Annotated in this window: 13 protein-coding genes; all 13 read left to right on the plus strand. The window is 67.3% G+C overall.

What is annotated here, in order from left to right:
• Positions 1–53: 53 nt before the first annotated feature.
• Entirely contained in the window at positions 54–914 is an 861-nt protein-coding gene (locus ABD225_RS10335) for an FAD binding domain-containing protein (protein WP_344084565.1), read from the plus strand.
• Positions 911–1,432, plus strand: coding sequence for a (2Fe-2S)-binding protein (locus ABD225_RS10340; RefSeq protein ID WP_344084568.1), 522 nt, complete (start codon positions 911–913; stop codon positions 1,430–1,432). Before ABD225_RS10335 ends, ABD225_RS10340 begins: the two co-directional genes overlap by 4 nt.
• The gene (gene cutA, locus ABD225_RS10345; RefSeq protein WP_344084571.1) at positions 1,429–3,858 is read left to right on the plus strand and encodes an aerobic carbon-monoxide dehydrogenase large subunit; all 2,430 of its coding nucleotides are present in this window, start codon (positions 1,429–1,431) and stop codon (positions 3,856–3,858) included. Before ABD225_RS10340 ends, cutA begins: the two co-directional genes overlap by 4 nt.
• Positions 3,855–4,514, plus strand: a complete 660-nt coding sequence (locus ABD225_RS10350; protein WP_344084574.1) for an SRPBCC family protein — start codon at positions 3,855–3,857, stop codon at positions 4,512–4,514. The genes cutA and ABD225_RS10350 overlap by 4 nt, the downstream gene beginning before the upstream one ends.
• A 44-nt stretch (positions 4,515–4,558) precedes the next feature.
• A complete protein-coding gene (locus tag ABD225_RS10355; protein ID WP_344084577.1) occupies positions 4,559–5,458 on the plus strand; it encodes a carbon-nitrogen hydrolase family protein in 900 nt (299 codons plus the stop codon).
• A gap of 100 nt (positions 5,459–5,558) precedes the next feature.
• Complete coding sequence (locus tag ABD225_RS10360; protein WP_344084580.1) at positions 5,559–7,652, plus strand: hydantoinase/oxoprolinase family protein; 2,094 nt, start codon at positions 5,559–5,561, stop codon at positions 7,650–7,652.
• Between the two features lie 3 nt (positions 7,653–7,655).
• Positions 7,656–9,638, plus strand: coding sequence for a hydantoinase B/oxoprolinase family protein (locus ABD225_RS10365; RefSeq protein ID WP_344084583.1), 1,983 nt, complete (start codon positions 7,656–7,658; stop codon positions 9,636–9,638).
• A gap of 42 nt (positions 9,639–9,680) precedes the next feature.
• Complete coding sequence (locus tag ABD225_RS10370) at positions 9,681–10,589, plus strand: SDR family oxidoreductase (protein ID WP_344084585.1); 909 nt, start codon at positions 9,681–9,683, stop codon at positions 10,587–10,589.
• Between the two features lie 119 nt (positions 10,590–10,708).
• Positions 10,709–11,881: a CaiB/BaiF CoA transferase family protein gene (locus ABD225_RS10375; protein WP_344084588.1), complete on the plus strand. Its 1,173-nt coding sequence runs from the start codon at positions 10,709–10,711 to the stop codon at positions 11,879–11,881.
• Positions 11,859–13,373 (plus strand): carboxyl transferase domain-containing protein, encoded by a 1,515-nt coding sequence (locus ABD225_RS10380; protein ID WP_344084591.1) that lies wholly within the window; start codon positions 11,859–11,861, stop codon positions 13,371–13,373. The genes ABD225_RS10375 and ABD225_RS10380 overlap by 23 nt, the downstream gene beginning before the upstream one ends.
• A gap of 160 nt (positions 13,374–13,533) precedes the next feature.
• Entirely contained in the window at positions 13,534–14,478 is a 945-nt protein-coding gene (locus tag ABD225_RS10385; RefSeq protein WP_344084594.1) for a carbamate kinase, read from the plus strand.
• A 35-nt stretch (positions 14,479–14,513) separates the two neighbouring features.
• Entirely contained in the window at positions 14,514–15,656 is a 1,143-nt protein-coding gene (gene bar, locus ABD225_RS10390; protein WP_344084597.1) for a barbiturase, read from the plus strand.
• A 250-nt stretch (positions 15,657–15,906) separates the two neighbouring features.
• Positions 15,907–17,073, plus strand: a complete 1,167-nt coding sequence (locus ABD225_RS10395; protein WP_344084600.1) for an ATP-binding protein — start codon at positions 15,907–15,909, stop codon at positions 17,071–17,073.

The raw sequence follows: 17,073 nt of genomic DNA on the forward strand, positions 1-17,073 counted from the left end.
GGCCCTCGGCCTTTTCCCTTCCCAACCCCCACCGCGAGAGGCAGGATCGAGCAATGAAGCCCGCTCCCTTCGTCCATCACGCGCCACGCACGCTGGATGAGGCCGTGGCCGTCCTCGCCGAGGTCGGCCACGACGGCAAGGTCCTCGCCGGCGGACAGAGCCTGATCCCGATGCTGTCGATGCGACTGGCCGCGCCGGCCCACCTCGTCGACATCAACGGGGTGGCCGGCCTGGATGCCCTCACCGTGGATGAGGGGTATGTCCGGGTGGGCGCCACCGTGCGCCACCGCGGGGTGGAGCGCTCCGAGGAGGCGTATGCCGTGCTGCCCCTCCTGCGGCAAGCTCTCCTGAACGTCGCGCATCCCGCGATCCGAAATCGCGGCACCACGGTCGGCTCGATCGCCCACGCGGATGCGGCTGGTGAAATGCCGTCGATCGCGGTGCTCACCGATGCGGTGATCGAGGTGCGTGGCCCGCAGGGGTCGCGCGAGATCGCTGCGGGTGAGTTCTTCACCGGTCCCTTGGAGACGGAGCTGGCGGCGGACGAACTGGTGACGGCGGTGCGCTTCGGCCGATTCGCCCCTGGCACCCGGACCGGTTTCGTCGAATCAGCCCGCCGCAGTGGGGATTACGCGATGGCCGGCGTGGGCGTGGCGCTCACGGCGGCCGAGGGCACCGTCACGGCGGCGCGGGCGTCCTTCGTCTCGGTGACGGATGTGCCGGATGTCTTGGACCTGACGCCAGTTCTGGCGGGCGCCTCCGCGGGGGATATTGCCTCGCGGTCCGATGACCTCGTCACGGCGGTCCGGGAGCATGTCGCTCCCGAGGGCGATATTCACGCCACCGCTGACTACCGCCGGATGCTCGCAGCCGAACTAACGCGCCGACTCGTTGCCGAGGTGATGTCTCGATGAACACTTCCGTGGCCACGCACGATGCGGAGGCTTTGGTGCCGGTCCACGTGACCGTCAATGGCGCGCCTTACGGCGCCTCGGTGCCAGCGCGCCGGCTGCTGTCTGACTTCTTGCGCCACGACCTGCGGCTGACCGGCACGCACGTGGGCTGCGAGCACGGCGTCTGCGGCGCCTGCACCATCCTGCTCGACGGTGAGCCGGTCCGCTCCTGCCTGATGTTCGCGGTGCAGGCCGTCGGCCACGAGGTCACGACGGTCGAGGGGTGCGGCACCATCGAGTCGATGGGTCCGGTGCAGCAGGCGTTCACCGAGTGTCACGGCCTCCAATGCGGTTTCTGCACACCCGGATTCATCACGACCATCACGGCCTTCCTCAAGGAGAATCCGGCGCCGACGCAGGATGAGGCGCGCGAGGCGATCTCCGGGAATCTGTGCCGGTGCACGGGATATCAGAACATCGTGAAGTCGGTGCTGCGGGCTGCCGAGATCGCGGGCGAGCAGGCGGGGAAGACGCGATGACGACCAAGATGTTCGGCGCCCCGATCAAGCGGCGCGAAGACCCGCGGCTGGTGACCGGCGGCGGCCGCTATCTCGACGACCTGGGGCACACGGCATTCGAAGCGGCCTTTGTCCGCAGCCCGCACGCGCACGCGCGGATCGTCGACATCGACGTGACCGATGCGCTGGAAACGCCTGGCCTGGTGGGGATTTGGACGCACGAAGACCTGGACGGGCCGGTCGGGGAGAACCTGCCGCTGCTCATCCCGCACCCCGCATTGATCGCTCCCGCAACGGGCTTTGCCCTGGCCAAGGACGAGGTCAATCACGTCGGAGAGGCGATCGTCCTCGTCGTCGCCGAGAATCGCTATGCCGCGGAGGATGCGGTGGCGCGGATCCGTGTCGACTACGACTTCCTCCCGGTGGTGGTCGGTCTCGAAACCGCCCGCACGGCAGCGAATCTCGTGCACGACCACGCTCCGGGCAATATCTCGGCCCACCTGCTCCAAGAGGTCGGCGATGTCGAGACGGCGATGGCCGGTGCGCCCCACCGGCTTTCGCTCGACCTGGCGATCGAGCGCAGCGCGTGTATGCCGATGGAAGGCAAGGGGGTCTATGCCCGCTGGGACACCGACGCCGAGCACCTGACCCTGTGGTCCTCGACGCAGACCTCCACCGGCGTCCGGGCGGCAGTGGCGGCCCGCCTCGGCCTCCCGCTGGCCAAGGTCGACTGCATCACGCCGGATGTCGGCGGTGGCTTCGGCGTCAAGATCATGCACCCGTGGCCCGAGGAGGTGCTGATCCCTTGGGCGGCAAGGCTTCTCGGCCACGATGTGAAGTGGACCGAGGACCGACGCGAGCACTTCATCTCATCCGCCCACGAGCGCGGCCAACTCCAGGAAGTCGAGGTCGGCTTCGACGACGAGGGCCGGGTGCTCGCGCTCGACGTGAAGTTCTGGCACGACAACGGTGCCTACACGCCATACGGCATCATCGTCCCGATCATCACCGCGACCCAGCTTTTGGGGCCCTACAAGCCCGGCGCCTATCGCGTCGAGTTCTGGTCGATGTTCACCAATACCGTTCTCGTGACGCCTTATCGGGGTGCTGGCCGACCGCAGGGCTGCTTCGCGATGGAGCGGACCATGGACGCCATCGCGGACTATCTCGGCGTCGATCGAGCGGAGGTTCGCAGTCGCAACTTCATCCTCCCCGAGGAGATGCCCTACGACCACGGCCTGATGTTCCAGGACGGCCGCCCGCTGAAGTACGACAGCGGTGACTTCCCCGCCTCACTCGCCAAACTCAAGGCGCTCGTCGGTTGGGACGACTTCGCGGCCTATCGCGAGCAGGCCGCGTCGGAAGGTCGCCGGGTGGGTCTCGGGATCGGCTGTTATGTCGAGGGCACCGGCGTCGGGCCGTATGAGGGTGCGCATGTCGTCATCGAGACCTCTGGACGCGTCAATGTCGCCACCGGCCTGACGACCCAGGGCCAAGGACACCAGACGGCCTTCGCGCAGATCGTCGCGGACGAGCTGGGAGTGCCGATCGAGACCGTGCACGTGACGACGGGTGACACGCGCCGAATGGCCTATGCCGTCGGCACATTCGCCTCGCGCGCGGCCGTCATGTCCGGCAACGCCATCGCTCTTGCCGCCCGTGCGGCCAAGGCCAAGGCGCTGAAAATCGCGGCCGACGCCTTGGAAGTTTCGGAAGACGATCTCGAGATCATCGATGGCGTGATCGGCGTCAAGGGCCTGCCGGAGGCGAGTATGCCGATCGGCACCACCGCGGTCCTGTCCAATCCGCTGCGCTATGCCTTCGACGAAGCGGCCAAGGCGGCGACTCAATTCGCCGGCACCTTCGATCCGGACAAGCCGCCGGTGGCCGACGACGAAGAGCCGGGCTTGGAAGGCAAGGACTTCTACAGCCCGACGCAGGCGACCTTCGCCAATGGCATGCACGCGGCCATCGTCGAGACCGACCCCGTCACCGCCGAGATCAAGATCCTGCGCTACTGCGTGATCCATGACTGCGGCACGATGATCAATCCGATGATCGTCGAGGGTCAGGTGCACGGCGGCGTCGCCCAGGGTGTCGGCGGTGCGCTCTATGAGCGGATGGTTTATGACGAGTTCGGTCAATTGCTCAACGCCAGTTTCATGGACTTCCTCATCCCCTATGCCTCCGAGGTGCCGCATGTCGAGGCTGACCATCTGGAGACACCGTCACCGCTGAATCCGTTGGGCATCAAGGGAGCTGGCGAGGCGGGCTGCATACCCGTGTCGGCCGTGATTGCCTCCGCGATCGAGGACGCCGAAGGTTTCCCGATCACCTCCATGCCCATTTCACCCGGCGACCTCTGGGAGCTGCGCCAGCAGCACGACCGCGGCGAGTTGCCCTCGCTGCGCCGCACGACCGCCGAATCCGCGAAGGAGAAGTCATGAAGATTTCGGGAACCCACACCCTGCAGGCTCCGGTGGACAAGGTCTGGGCCGCCTTTATGGACCCGGCCGTCCTGGCAGGCACCCTGCCGGGGTGTGAGTCACTGAGCGAGACCGGTCCGGATGCCTATGCCATGCGGGTGACCGCCGGCGTCGCGGCCGTCAAGGGGACCTATGACGGAACCGTCGCCATCGCCGACAAGAACGAGCCCGGCTCGTTCACGATGAAGGCGCAGGGCGCGGGCGGACCGGGCACCGTCGCGGCGGATGTCGCGGTCCGGTTGTCGCCGTCGGCCACCGGCGGCGGGACCGAGCTGTCATATGACGCCGACGCCATCGTCGGGGGCATGATCGGTGGGGTCGGTCAGCGGATGCTGACGGGCGTGACAAAGAAGATGGCTGGTGAGTTCTTCAAAGCCGTCGATGCCGACATAGCCGGGCTCCGCAAGGTGGACCCGGAGGCGGTCGGTGGCGGCAGCTCCGCGGTGGGTATGACGCCCGAGGGCCAGGCCGGTGCGGCGACATATGCGGGGCGCGCCGCGAGCGGATCGGCGTCGTCTGCCTTGGGAGACAACGGCTTTGCCCTCGGTGTTGCGGTGGGCGGGCTGGTTGCCCTGGCGGGCGTCGCGTTGGGAGCTGCGATCCGCGGCCTGCGCTGACGGGCTCGGGCTACGGTTGAGGACAGGATCGTAGGAGGTATCTCATGAAGGCTTTCACTGCCGCTGCTCTTCAGATCGCCCCGGTGCCGGGGCCGTTGAGCGCTGAATCGGTCGCGGCGAATGTGGCGAAGTGCGTCGATTTCACGCGGCGCTGTGTGGACGCGACTGGTGCGGAATTGCTGGTGCTGCCGGAGTCGGCGACGACCGGTTTCACGCCGGCGTGCCCGCCGGAGGAATTGTGGGACCTGATCACCGACCTGCCCGGCGGGCTCATAGAGCCGCTGCAGGACGTGGCCAAGGAGTTGGGTGTCGTCATCTGTGTCGGGACCTATGAGCGCGGTCCCGAGCGTGGCGTCGTCTACAACTCGTCGGTTCTGATCGACCGCTCTGGTGAGGTGCTCGGGGTCTACCGCAAGACCCATCCCTTCTGCTCCGAAATCGTCACCGGCGGTGGCTGGGTCACACCCGGTGACACGGTCGCGGTCTGCGACACCGACCTCGGCCGGATCGGCATGATCATCTGTTTCGATGGCGACTATCCAGAACTGTCGCGCATTCAAGCGGTGCAGGGCGCCGAAATCATCTGCCGCCCATCGGCTTTGCTGCGCTCGGCGGACATCTGGGAGCTGACGTCTCGGGCTCGCGCCTATGACAATCACGTCTACGTCATCGGTGCCAATGCCGTCGGCGCCGACCCTGCGGGCGTGCTCTATTTCGGCAACTCGCACATCGTGACGCCGATCGCGCACATCGCGGCCAAGGCCGCGACCCACGAGGGCTGGGTCACGGCCCGCCTCGACCCGGCCGAGGCGATGGCCTCGCTGACCCCCGGCTCCAACATCGGCCAGGCTTTCGACCACCTACGCGACCGCAACCTCGACCTGATCAACAACCACCTCGACGACCTGCGCGCCCCTGCCAAGACGGCCTTTCCGCACGCGTGAGCGACGCCCCGTGTAGATCGACGGCCCTGGCGCCATTCGTTGGCAGGTTGTGACAAGGCGCCTCAGTCCGGTGGTCGGTTGAATCGTGAGCGTGACAGCAATGACGCAGCGACGGATACGGATCGGCATCGACACGGGCGGGACGTTCACGGACGTCGTGGCGCTCGATGAGCTCAGTGGGGAGTTGGTCACGACCAAGACCCCGAGCACGCCGAGCAATCCGGCGGACGGCTTCATCAATGGCGTCGCCAAGGTGCTCGACCTGATGGGAGCCAGCGGCGACGACATCACCGCCGTCAGCCATGGCACCACGGTCGCGACGAACAAGTTGCTCGAGGGCAAGGTTGAGGCGCTCGGCTTTATCACGACCGAGGGCTACGAGTTCATCCTCGAGATCGCCCGGCAGGCGGTCCCGGATGGCTATGGCAATTCCTACTTCTGGGTCAAGCCACCGCGTATCGTGCCCGCCGACTTCGTTAAGACCGTGGGCGGCCGGCTCGACTTCCGGGGCAACGAGATTCGGCCCTTCGACGCAGATGGCGCCCGCGCTGTCGCCCGCTGGTTCAAGGACCAGGGCATCACAACGATCGGTGTCTGCTTCCTGCATTCGTATGCGGAGGACTCCCACGAACTCGCGATGCGCGCCATCCTCGCCGAGGAGCACCCCGAGGCCATCGTCTCGATCTCGTCCGAAGTGCTGCGCGAGTACCGCGAGTACGAACGCTCGATGACCACGCTCGTCGACGCCGCCGTGAAGCCAAATGTGTCGCGCTATGTGCGGAATATCCACGAGCGGCTGGAGCAGTTCGTTAGTGGCGACACGGCCCTGCCGTTCTACATCATGAAGTCGAATGGCGGCGTGCTCTCGGCGGATGAGGTTGTGCACCAACCGATTACGACCGTCTTGTCCGGACCGGCGGCTGGGGCGCTTGGTGCGGCCCTCATCGCGCAGAAGGCTGGCTTCGGCAAGGTGTTGACCTGCGATGGTGGCGGCACGTCCACCGACGTCTCGGTCGTGCTCGATGGCGAGCCGACGCTGACCACCGAGGGCAGCGTCGGGGCCTACCCGAGCAAAATCCCGATGATCGATGTCGTCACGGTCGGCGCAGGGGGCGGCTCCATCGCCTGGATCTCGCCGGAAGGCATGCTCAAGGTGGGCCCGCAATCCGCGGGCGCCGACCCCGGCCCGCTCTGCTACGCCAAGGGCGGGACCGAGCCGACAATCACCGACGCGCACGTGACGCTGGGCCGCATACCCCCGCACCTGCTCGGCGGCGAGATCCCGCTCGATGTGGCGGCGGCCCGCGCCGGGATTGAGGACCTGGCCAGCAAACTGGGGCTGGACTTCGAGCGGTGCGCGACGGGCATTCTGGAGATTTCCGCCTGGAATCAGGCCAACGCCCTGCGCCAAGTCAGCGTCAAGCGCGGCCTCGACGTCCGCGACTTCATGCTGACGACCTTCGGCGGTTCCGGCTCGCTGCTGGCCTGCACGCTCGTCGACATCCTCGACCTGGCCGGCGTTGTCGTCCCGCCAAATCCCGGCAATGTCAGCGCTTTTGGCCTGCTCACCGTGGACGTCAAGAACGACTATGTCCAGACTGCCGTCGCGCGTCAGTCCGGCCTCGATCATGCCGCGATCGAGCAGATCTTCGCTGGTCTGACGCAGCGCGCGGCCGCTGCCTTGAACAAGGAAGGTTTCGCCGCGGCGGACCACCACTACGTTCGCACGGTCGACCTGCGCTACTTCGGGCAGGCATACGAAGTGCGCGTTACCGCCCCCGAGGGCACCGTCGATCAGGCCTATGCGGACACCGTCGCTGCCGCCTTCCATGACGAGCATCGCGCGCTCTATGGCTATGACTTCCGCAACGACCCCACGCAGGAGGTGGAGTGGGTCAACCTTCGGGTGAGTGGAATTGGGCCGATCACCCGGCCCACGATCCGCGAAATCGACTCCGCGCCAGCTGATTCCGGGTTGGCCGAGCGTGCCCAGAAGAGCACCCGTCCCGTCTGCTTCGACGCGGAGCAGGGGTATGTCGATTCCGCTGTCTACTGGCGGCCAGACCTGCGCGCCGGAGACAGTTTCGCCGGGCCGGCGATCGTGGAGGAGTTCGGCTCCACGGTCCCGATCCACCCCGGGTTCACCGTCCGCGTCGACCAGTTCGGCAACCTCATCGTCATCAAGGAGGCCTGAGCCATGTGTGAGTCCTGCCAGACCGCCGCCACCCGCATCAACCACAGCCAGGCGGCGGCGGACGTGCCGAACCCGGCGGGCCTGCCCACGGCATACGAGCACGGCAACCGGCTGACGCCGGAGGGCAGCAGCGTCGACCCGATCCTCGTGGAGATCGTGGAGGGCACGCTGGCCAGTGTCGAGATGGAGGTCGAGACCGCCATCGCACGCACCAGCCGCAGCCCCATGATCCGCGACGCACACGACTTCCGGGCCGGCATCCACGACCGACAATTGCGGAAGCTGACCGGTCGGTCGTATAGCGCTCTCGTGCACCCCATCGCGCGCGACTTTCCGCTCGACGAGATGTCCGAGGGCGATGTCTTCTTCCACAATGACGTCTACGAATCCGAGGGTGGCATCGGGCACTTACCTGACCTGTGCGTGACCGTGCCGGTCTTCCACGAGGGCGAGGTCGTTGCCTTTGTTCAAGCCTTCGGACACCACGATGACATCGGTGGCGCCGTGCCCGGGTCGATGCCTTCGGGCGCCCGCACCGTCTTCGAGGAGGGCCTCTCGGTCCCACCAATCAAGCTGTGGGACAAGGGCGTTTCGAACAAGGCCGCCCTGCGGATCATGACTCGCAATAGCCGGATGCCGGACAGCCTGGCCGCCGACCTGGATGCCGAGTGTTCGGCCTGCTTGATGGGGGCGCGGCGGCTGTCGGAGCTCTTCGAGCGCTATGGCCGCGAGACGGTCGAGGCGGCCTTCGACGCCATTCTCGACAAGACGACCGAGACCTATCGCCGCGAGATTCTCTCCAAGATCCCCACCGGGACCTATGTCTGGGAGGACTATGCCGAGCACGACGGCGTCGACGAGCCGATGCTGCATACCCAACGGATCACCCTGATCAAGGAGGAGACCGGCGGCCCGGGCAATGGCCCGCGCATCGTCATCGATTTCACCGGGACCGCGCCCCAGGCCAAGGGGCCGATCAACCACTGTGGCGACTATGTGGGCGGCAACTTCTTGAAGAAGTGGCTGGCGCCGATCCTGCGCAATCTTGCGGACACCCCGGAGCGGATGGCCGAACTCGATGTCAACGAGGGCATCGTCCCGTTGATCGAGATGCGTTTCCCGCCGAAGGGCACGCTGCTGACCCCGATCTATCCGGCGCCGACCAACGCGCGCACCTTCGTCATCCTGCGTCTGCTCGGTGTGCTCGCCGGCGTCGTCGCGAAGTCGGTCGATGGCAAGATGCCGGCCGATCAGGAGACGATCCGCTACACCGGTGTCTATGGCAAGGACGCGGATGGCAATGACTACCTCATGCGCGAGGTGCTCGGCGGTGGCTCGGGTGGCCGCTATTACGCCGACGGCGAGGACACCATCCATGTCGTCCCGGACAGCCGTAACCTGCCGACCGAGTTCACCGAGTCGCGTTTCCCGTTCATCGTCGAACGCCTAGGTCTCGCAGTGGATTCCGGCGGTGCCGGGCGCTATCGCGGTGGCCTCGGCTACGAGAAGCACATCCGGATGCTCAAGGACGCGCACTTCATGTCGATCGCGGATCGCTCGATCCTCGCGTGCTGGGGCGTCAAGGGCGGCAAGGCAGGGCGACCCTTCGAGGTCACCATCGACCTCGGCGGCCCCAACGAGCGCATCGTCGATGCGCTGGCCGATGCCGAACTCGTCGAAGCGGGACAGATCATCCGCATCCGCACCACTGGTGGTGGCGGCTGGGGCGACCCGCTGGAGCGTCCGTATGACGAGGTCGAACGTGACCTGCGGTGGGGCAAGGTTTCCTTCGAGGGGGCGCGGTCCGCATATGGTGTGGTCGCCTCCGGGACCAAGGAGGCCGTCGTGCTCGACATCGCTGCCAGCGATGCCACGCGCGCCGAGATGCGTTCCGCCCGAGGCGAAGAGGCCTTCTTCGACCGCGGACCCGGCTACGCCCGCTTGGCTGCCAATGGCGCGACGTCGAACGAGTTCGACTGGCTGTGACCGAGATTCTCGTCACCGGCGGCCGGCAAGACCGGCCGCGCCGTGACGAGTGCGCTTGTATGCCGTGGGGTCACCGACCGCGCCATGGTCCGACCCAACTCGACCAGCCCGGTGCTCGACCACAGCGCGGTGCGCCGGGTCCCCGCCGACCTTGCGACCGGGCAGGGCCTCGACGTTGCCATGAAGGGCGTGACGGGCGTCTATGTCATCGCCCCGAATGTGGACGACAGCGAAGTCGACATGGTGCGCCACGTGGTGGAGAGTGCTGTGGCGCAAAGGGTTCCGCGGATCGCCTATCACTCCGTGCTGCACCCCGACGACGCGTCGATGCCGCACCACCTGCGCAAGGCGCGGGCGGAACGACTGATCCGCGACAGACGGCCGGGTGCCACTGTCCTGCGGCCCTCGGCATACCAACAGAACCTCCTCGGCGCCGCCCTCTCCGGCGACCTTGTTGTGCCCTATTCCCTCGATGCGGTGTTCACTAATGTCGACCTCGGCGACGTCGCCGAAGTGGCCGCCCGCGTGCTCACCGAGGACGGCCACGCGGGGGCGACCTACGAACTCGCGGGACCCGAGCGGCAGACGACGCGCGATCTCTCGCGGCCATCGCCAGCCAGGTGCTCGGTCATGAGGTGTACTCGCGGCGAATCACGATGGGGGAGTGGGAGGCCGGACCCGGCGACGCTTTGTCCGAGCGAGAGCGGCAGGAGCTCGGGGCGATGTTCACGGCATACGACCGTGACGGCTTCGCCGGCGACCCAGCCCGGCTGCGGAGTCTGCTTGGCCGACCGGCCGGGCGCTGGGCGGACATCCTTCGGCGAAGCCGGGACGGCCGCGATGCCAATAGCGAGTCGACCGACCGATGCGCGAGCGTGGTGGATGCCGCCGGGCAGTGATATTGGCATCCGTGCGGGCACCCAGAGCCTGCAGATCGTGAGTGTCACCTGAGGGAAGGTTGCCTGGGCAACTCCTGACAGCGCGAGTCGTCGGGAGTTGCCACAACCTGACGCCGGGTGCGGAGACCCGGCGTCTTAGGCTCGGGGCACACGCGAGCGAAGGAGCCCACCGTGCCCGGACCACTCGACGGCATCGTCGTCATCGACCTCTCGCGTGCCCTAGCGGGGCCGCAGGCCGGAATGATGTTGGGCGACATGGGTGCTCGCGTCATCAAGGTGGAAGCGGAGAGCGGCGATGACACCCGTGGCTGGGGGCCACCCTTTGTCGGTCCCGACCACGACATTTCCACGTACTACCTCGCGGCCAATCGCAACAAGGAATCCATCGTTCTGGATCTGAAATCCGATGATGGCCGCGACATTCTCACGCGGCTGGCACAGCGAGCGGACGTGCTCATCGAGAACTTCCGGCCCGGTGTTCTTGCGCGTTTGGGCTTCTCCAATGAGCACCTGCATGAACTGAATCCACGGCTGATCATCTTGTCGATCAGCGGTTTCGGTCACGATGGGCCCGAGGGCGGACGAGCTGGCTACGACCAAATCGCTCAGGGCGAGGCCGGCCTGATGTCGGTCACGGGCTCCGGTGCGGAGGATCCTCAGCGGGTCGGCGTGCCCATCGGTGACCTGCTCTCTGGGATGAATGGCGCTTTTGGCGTGGTCTCAGCGCTCTATGAGCGCGAACGCACCGGACGCGGGCGGGTGGTCCGCACCAGCCTGCTCGCCTCGGTGATTGGCGCCCACGCGATGCACGGCACCAACTATCTCGTCGGCAGCAAAGTCGGTCACGCACAAGGCAATCACCACCCGTCCATCGCGCCCTACGGACTTTTCCAGGCCAGCGACGGACCGGTGCAAATCGCCTGTGCGGCCGAGAGCCTGTGGGTGAAGTTCGCCATTGCCTTTGGCCTCGATCCAGCAGCGCCTGGCATGGCGACGAATCGCGAGCGGGTCCAGAACCGCGAGGCGGTGATCGCCGCGGTCAATGGTGCGCTCGCGTCCTACACGGCTCAGGACGTGCTGGCGAAGTTAGCCGAGGTGGGTATACCCGCCGGCAAGGTGCGCAGCATGGATGAGGTCTATGACTGGGATCAGGTGGCCAGTCAGCACCTGCTGCTGGAGGTTTACCATCCCGTGCTGGGCAGTATCACCATCCCGGGCTCGCCAATCCGGTTGGACGACAACGCTTTCAGCGGCGGGCGCGAGGTTCACTTGCCACCCCCGGGGCTTGGCGAGCATTCCGATGCGGTGCGAGCGTGGCTGGATGACGACCGTGCCGATGGCTGACCGAGGGCGGCGGCTCGGGGCGCGTGAGCTCTTCGAGGTCGTCCTCGATGAGGGCAGCTATGTCAGTTGGGATGACCCGCCGCTCGACGTCGCTGCGCCGGGGAGCGAGTATGCCGTGGAGCTCGCCGAAGCGGCCGAGCGCGCCGGGACAGACGAGTCGATCATCACCGGTGAGGGCCGCATCGGCGGCCGGCGAGTTGCGTTGATCGGTGGCGAGTTTCGTTTCCTCGCGGGATCGATCGGGCGCACCGGCGCGGAGCGCATCGTGCGGGCTTTCGAACGCGCAACGCGTGAGGGTTTGCCGCTCTTCGCCGCCCCGTCCTCTGGCGGCACCCGCATGCAGGAGGGCACACCCGCCTTCGTGACGATGGTGAAGATCACCGCCGCAGTGACGGCTTTCAAGGCGGCCAAGCTGCCATACATCACCTATTTGCGGCACCCGACCACCGGCGGAGTCTTTGCGTCGTGGGGCTCGCTCGGGCATGTCACCGTCGGCGAGCCCGGCGCAACGATCGGTTTCCTCGGCGCGCGGGTTTACGAAGCGCTCTATGGCCAGCCCTTCCCGGAAGGCGTCCAGACGGCCGAAAACCTTTATGCGCATGGGCTTTTGGACGCTGTCCTGCCCGTGGAGGATCTGACCGAGACGGCCAGCCGCTTCCTCAACCTGGTGCTCGCGCCGAAGGTCGCGTCATACATCGAGGACATCGAGAAGGAGACGCTGCCAGAGCTGCCGGCATGGGACTCGATCACCCGATCCCGCCGCCCCGAGCGCCCCGGCGTCCGCGAGCTGCTGAAGCTCGGAGCGACGGAAGTCTTGCCGCTCTTCGGCACCAGTGCGGGGGAGTGGGACCGCTCGCTCTTCCTCGCGCTGGCGCGCTTCGGAGGTATGCCGTGTGTCGTCCTCGGTCAGGATCGTCGCCTCGAAACTTCCGATAAGCCGTTGTCCCCCAGCGGACTTCGCGTCGCACGTCGCGGCATGAAGCTCGCATCGGAGCTAGACCTCCCGCTGGTGTCCATCATCGACACGGCCGGTGCGGCCTTGTCCAAGGAGGCCGAGGAAGGTGGGCTCGCCGGCGAAATCGCCCGCTGTCTGACGGAGATGGTCGTGCATGCGGAACCCACCGTGTGTGTCTTGCTCGGGCAGGGCACTGGTGGCGGCGCCATCGCGCTGATGCCCGCCGACCGCGTCATCGCGGCGCAGCATTCGTGGCTCTCGCCGCTGCCGCCCGAGGGGGCCAGCGCGATCCTCTATCGCACCGCTGATCGCGCCCCCGAGATCGCGGCGCAACAGATGGTGCGATCGGTGGACCTGCTCGCGGCCGGGATCGTGGACCGCATCGTCGCCGAGCGCCCGGACGCCGCCGACGAGCCGGAGGACTTCTGCCGTCGCATGGGTCACGTCATCGCCGGCGAACTCTCGCGCCTGACCGAGATGCGCGACGCCTCCCGTCTGGCCGCCCGCCACGACCGCTACCGCCGCCTCGGCCTCTGACGCGGACGTGGCCCGGCCGCGCCCATCCGCATACCCCGCTCCGCTCGGAGGCGCCGCCGACTCCCTAGACCATGCATTGCGCGAATCTGCCAACGGAACCGGCACTGCTGGGCAGGGTCTGACAACGCCGCATACCGCCCGCACTTCCTAGGCTCGACGCGTGCGCATCCTTATCGCTCTGGGCGGCAACGCCATGACCGGCCCGGACGGCAGCGCGACGCCGCAGGCACAGGGCGCAGCGATCCGGACCGCGATGGCGCACGTCGCCGAGGTGATCGCGCGCGGCCACGAGGTCGTCCTCACCCACGGCAACGGTCCTCAGGTCGGCAACCTGCTGGTCAAGAACGAGCTCGCTGCCGCCGTCGTCCCGCCCGTCTCTCTCGACTGGTGCGGCGCGCAGACGCAGGGCACCATCGGCTTCACGATCCTCGACGCGCTCGAGGCCGAACTGCGCGCCCGCGGCATCGACCGTCCCGCTGCGGCGATCGTCTCGCGCACCCTTGTCGACGCGGGCGATCCCGGATTCACCAAGCCCACCAAGCCAATTGGCCGCTTCCTGCCGGATGCCGAAGCGCACGTCCTCATCGCCCACGGCCAAACGTGGGAGGACCGGGGTGAGAAAGGCTGGCGGCGGGTCGTCGCCTCGCCCGAGCCGATCGAGGTCTTGGAGACCGGGACGATTCGCACTCTGCTCGGGGCTGGCTACCTCGTGGTCGCGGCGGGCGGGGGCGGCATACCCGTCGTGCGCACGACCGACGGCGAAGTGCATGGCGTCGAGGCGGTCATCGACAAGGACCTGACTGCTGCCCTCCTCGCCCAGGCTCTCGACGCGGATGTCCTCGTCATCGCCACCGATGTCGAGAACGCGATGATCGGCTGGGGCACTCCCGGCCAACGCGCGCTCAGTGCCCTCTCGCTCGCCGAGATGCAGGGGTATGCCGAGGCCGGCGAGTTCGCCAGTGGCTCCATGGGGCCAAAGGTCGAGGCCGCGATGCGTTTCGTCGCCGGCGGCGGCGCGCGCAGCATCATCACCTCCCTGGACCGGATCGCCGACGCCGTGGAGGCGAGCGACCCGGCGGTGGGGACCGTCATACATCCTGGATGAAAATCGCTCTGCCCCAACAAGAAAGGTCAGCAACCGTGCCTGAGCCCATCGAAGTACGCAAGGTTCCGATCCACTCCGTCGCCGACGCCTCGGAGCTGCAGAAGCTCATCGACGAGGGCGTCATGGACCCGAGCCGCGTCATCGCGATCATCGGCAAGACCGAGGGCAATGGCGGGGTCAACGACTACACGCGAATCATCGCCGACCGCGCCTTCCGCGAGGTGCTTATGAAGAATGGCGCGCCCGAGGAGCAGGTCAAGGGCGTGCCGATCGTGTGGTCCGGCGGCACCGATGGCGTCATCAGCCCGCACGCGACGATCTTCGCGACCGTGCCGGCTGACCAGGCCGAGGCCTCCGACGACCTCCGGCTGACGGTGGGCTTCGCGATGAGCGAGGCGATCGCGCCGGAGGAGATCGGCTATGTCGGGATGGTCGACAAGGTCGCCGAGGCCGTCAAGGTCGCCATGGAGCGCGCCGGCATCAGCGACCCCGCCGATGTGCACTACGTCCAGACCAAGACCCCGCTGCTGACGATTCACACGATCCGCGACGCCAAGTCCCGCGGGCACAAGGTGTGGACCGAGCACACCCACGAGTCGATGGACCTGTCCAATGGCTGCACCGCCCTCGGCATCGCCCAGGCGCTCGGTGAGGCGACGGAGATCGTCGACGCGGATGTCATGCACAACCGCTCGAAGTACTCCTCGGTCGCCTCATGCTCCTCCGGCGTCGAGCTGGACCAGGCGCAGGTCGTCGTCGTCGGCAACGCCAAGGGCATCGGCGGTCGCTACCGCATCGGTCACTCGGTCATGAAGGACGCCCTCGACACCGATGGCATCTGGGCCGCCATCAAGGACGCCGGGCTGGAGTTGCCCGAGCGCCCGCACTGGACCGATATCAATGGTCGCCTGGTCAACGTCTTCCTCAAGTGCGAGACCTCGACCGATGGCACCGTCCACGGCCGCCGCAACGCCATGCTGGATGACTCCGATGTGCACTGGCACCGCCAGATCAAGAGCGCCGTCGGCGGCGTGACCGCCTCGGTCACCGGTGACCCGGCCGTCTTCGTCTCGGTCTCCGCGGCCCACCAGGGCCCCGACGGCGGCGGCCCAGTCGCCGCCATCGTCGACCTCGGCGCCGGCGAGCCCACGGCATACCGCTGGACCCCGGGCGCCTGACCGTCGGGCAGGTTGACGAGGGCACTTTCCCGCCCATTGCCAGAACATGGACATACGCAACGGATCTGTTCCGTTGCGTATGTCCATGTTCTTTCCCATGACCTGTTCGTTCCGGCATTGGGCGGGAAAGTTGTGACAGGTGGGACGTGTGCGACGGCCGCCGGGGTGTCGGTGGTGCGTGGGAGAGTAGGAGGTGGTTGATCGGGTGTTATACCAGGTCGCTGTATAACAAACGATCAGGAGGTATGCCGTGGCGCTCGCGAGTCCGTTCACCCCAGGGGATCTGCCGCGGGTGCTGGTGGGCCGGGCGCGGGAGCGGCAGCGCTTGGGTGATCTGCTGGCGCGCGTCGTGACCTTTGGCGAACTCGCCGGGCCGCCGGTGGTCCTGCATGCGCCACGTGGGCTCGGAAAGACCTCGCTGTTGCGCGACACCGAGGATCGGGCGCGCGAGTTGGGGTTTGTCACCGCCTGGGTGGCCTGCGCCAAAGGCAGCCCGATGCTCACGGAAGTGGCGGGCTCGGTGCGTCGCGCCCTCATCGACGCCGAGGTGCTCGACGACCGCTCGACCAAGCGCGTGCTCGACACGATTTCGCTGGAGTTCGCGATCTTCGGCGTCGGGCTCTCGACCGAGTTCGGCCGGGACAAGACCGACGGCGAGCAGCCGGTCGCTGCCATCACAGGCCTGGAACGAGTGCTGCACGAGGCAGCCGCATCGGTTCGCGTGCGCGGGGGCGCCGGGCTGCTCCTGCTGGTCGATGAGTTGCACGCCGCGCCCTATGCCGAGGTCGCCATCCTCCTCAATGCGCTGCAAAATCTCGCCGGCCGACGGGCCGACAACCCGCTCGCCGTGATGGCGGCGGGCTTGCCGTCGACGCCCGAAATGATCATGCGCGCCGCGACCTTTGGTGAGCGCAGCGAGTTCATCTCCATCGAGCGCTTCGACGAGGCAGACGCCCGCCGCGTCCTGCACGAGCCGGCGCACGAGGTCGGTGTCGGCTGGCGCGAGGACGCCTTGGTGGCTGGGCTGGAGATCGCCGACGGCAATCCCTACCTGCTGCAGTTGGTCGGCGACTCGACCTGGCAAGAGGCCGCCCCCGTCAAGGGCGACATCCTGGAGCGCGACGACCTGGAGGCCGGCGAGGGCCGGATGCGCGGCCAACTCGCCGCCATGTGTCGGGCCCGATGGGACTCCGCGAGCGAACTCGAACAGTCCTTCCTGTCCGCGATGGCCGACTATGAGCAGGAGATCGTCCCGCGGGATCACATCGCCACGACGATGGGTCGCGAGTCGCGCGCCATCAGCGTCCCGCGGGCCCGCCTCATCGACCGCGGCGTGATCGAAGCAGCGGGCCGTGGTCGCCTGCGGTTCACCCTCCCGGGGATGGGGGCGTGGATCCGCGACTACCAGAGCGGGTGA

The organism is Nostocoides veronense (assembly GCF_039531185.1).
GTDB classification, from domain to species: domain Bacteria; phylum Actinomycetota; class Actinomycetes; order Actinomycetales; family Dermatophilaceae; genus Nostocoides_A; species Nostocoides_A veronense.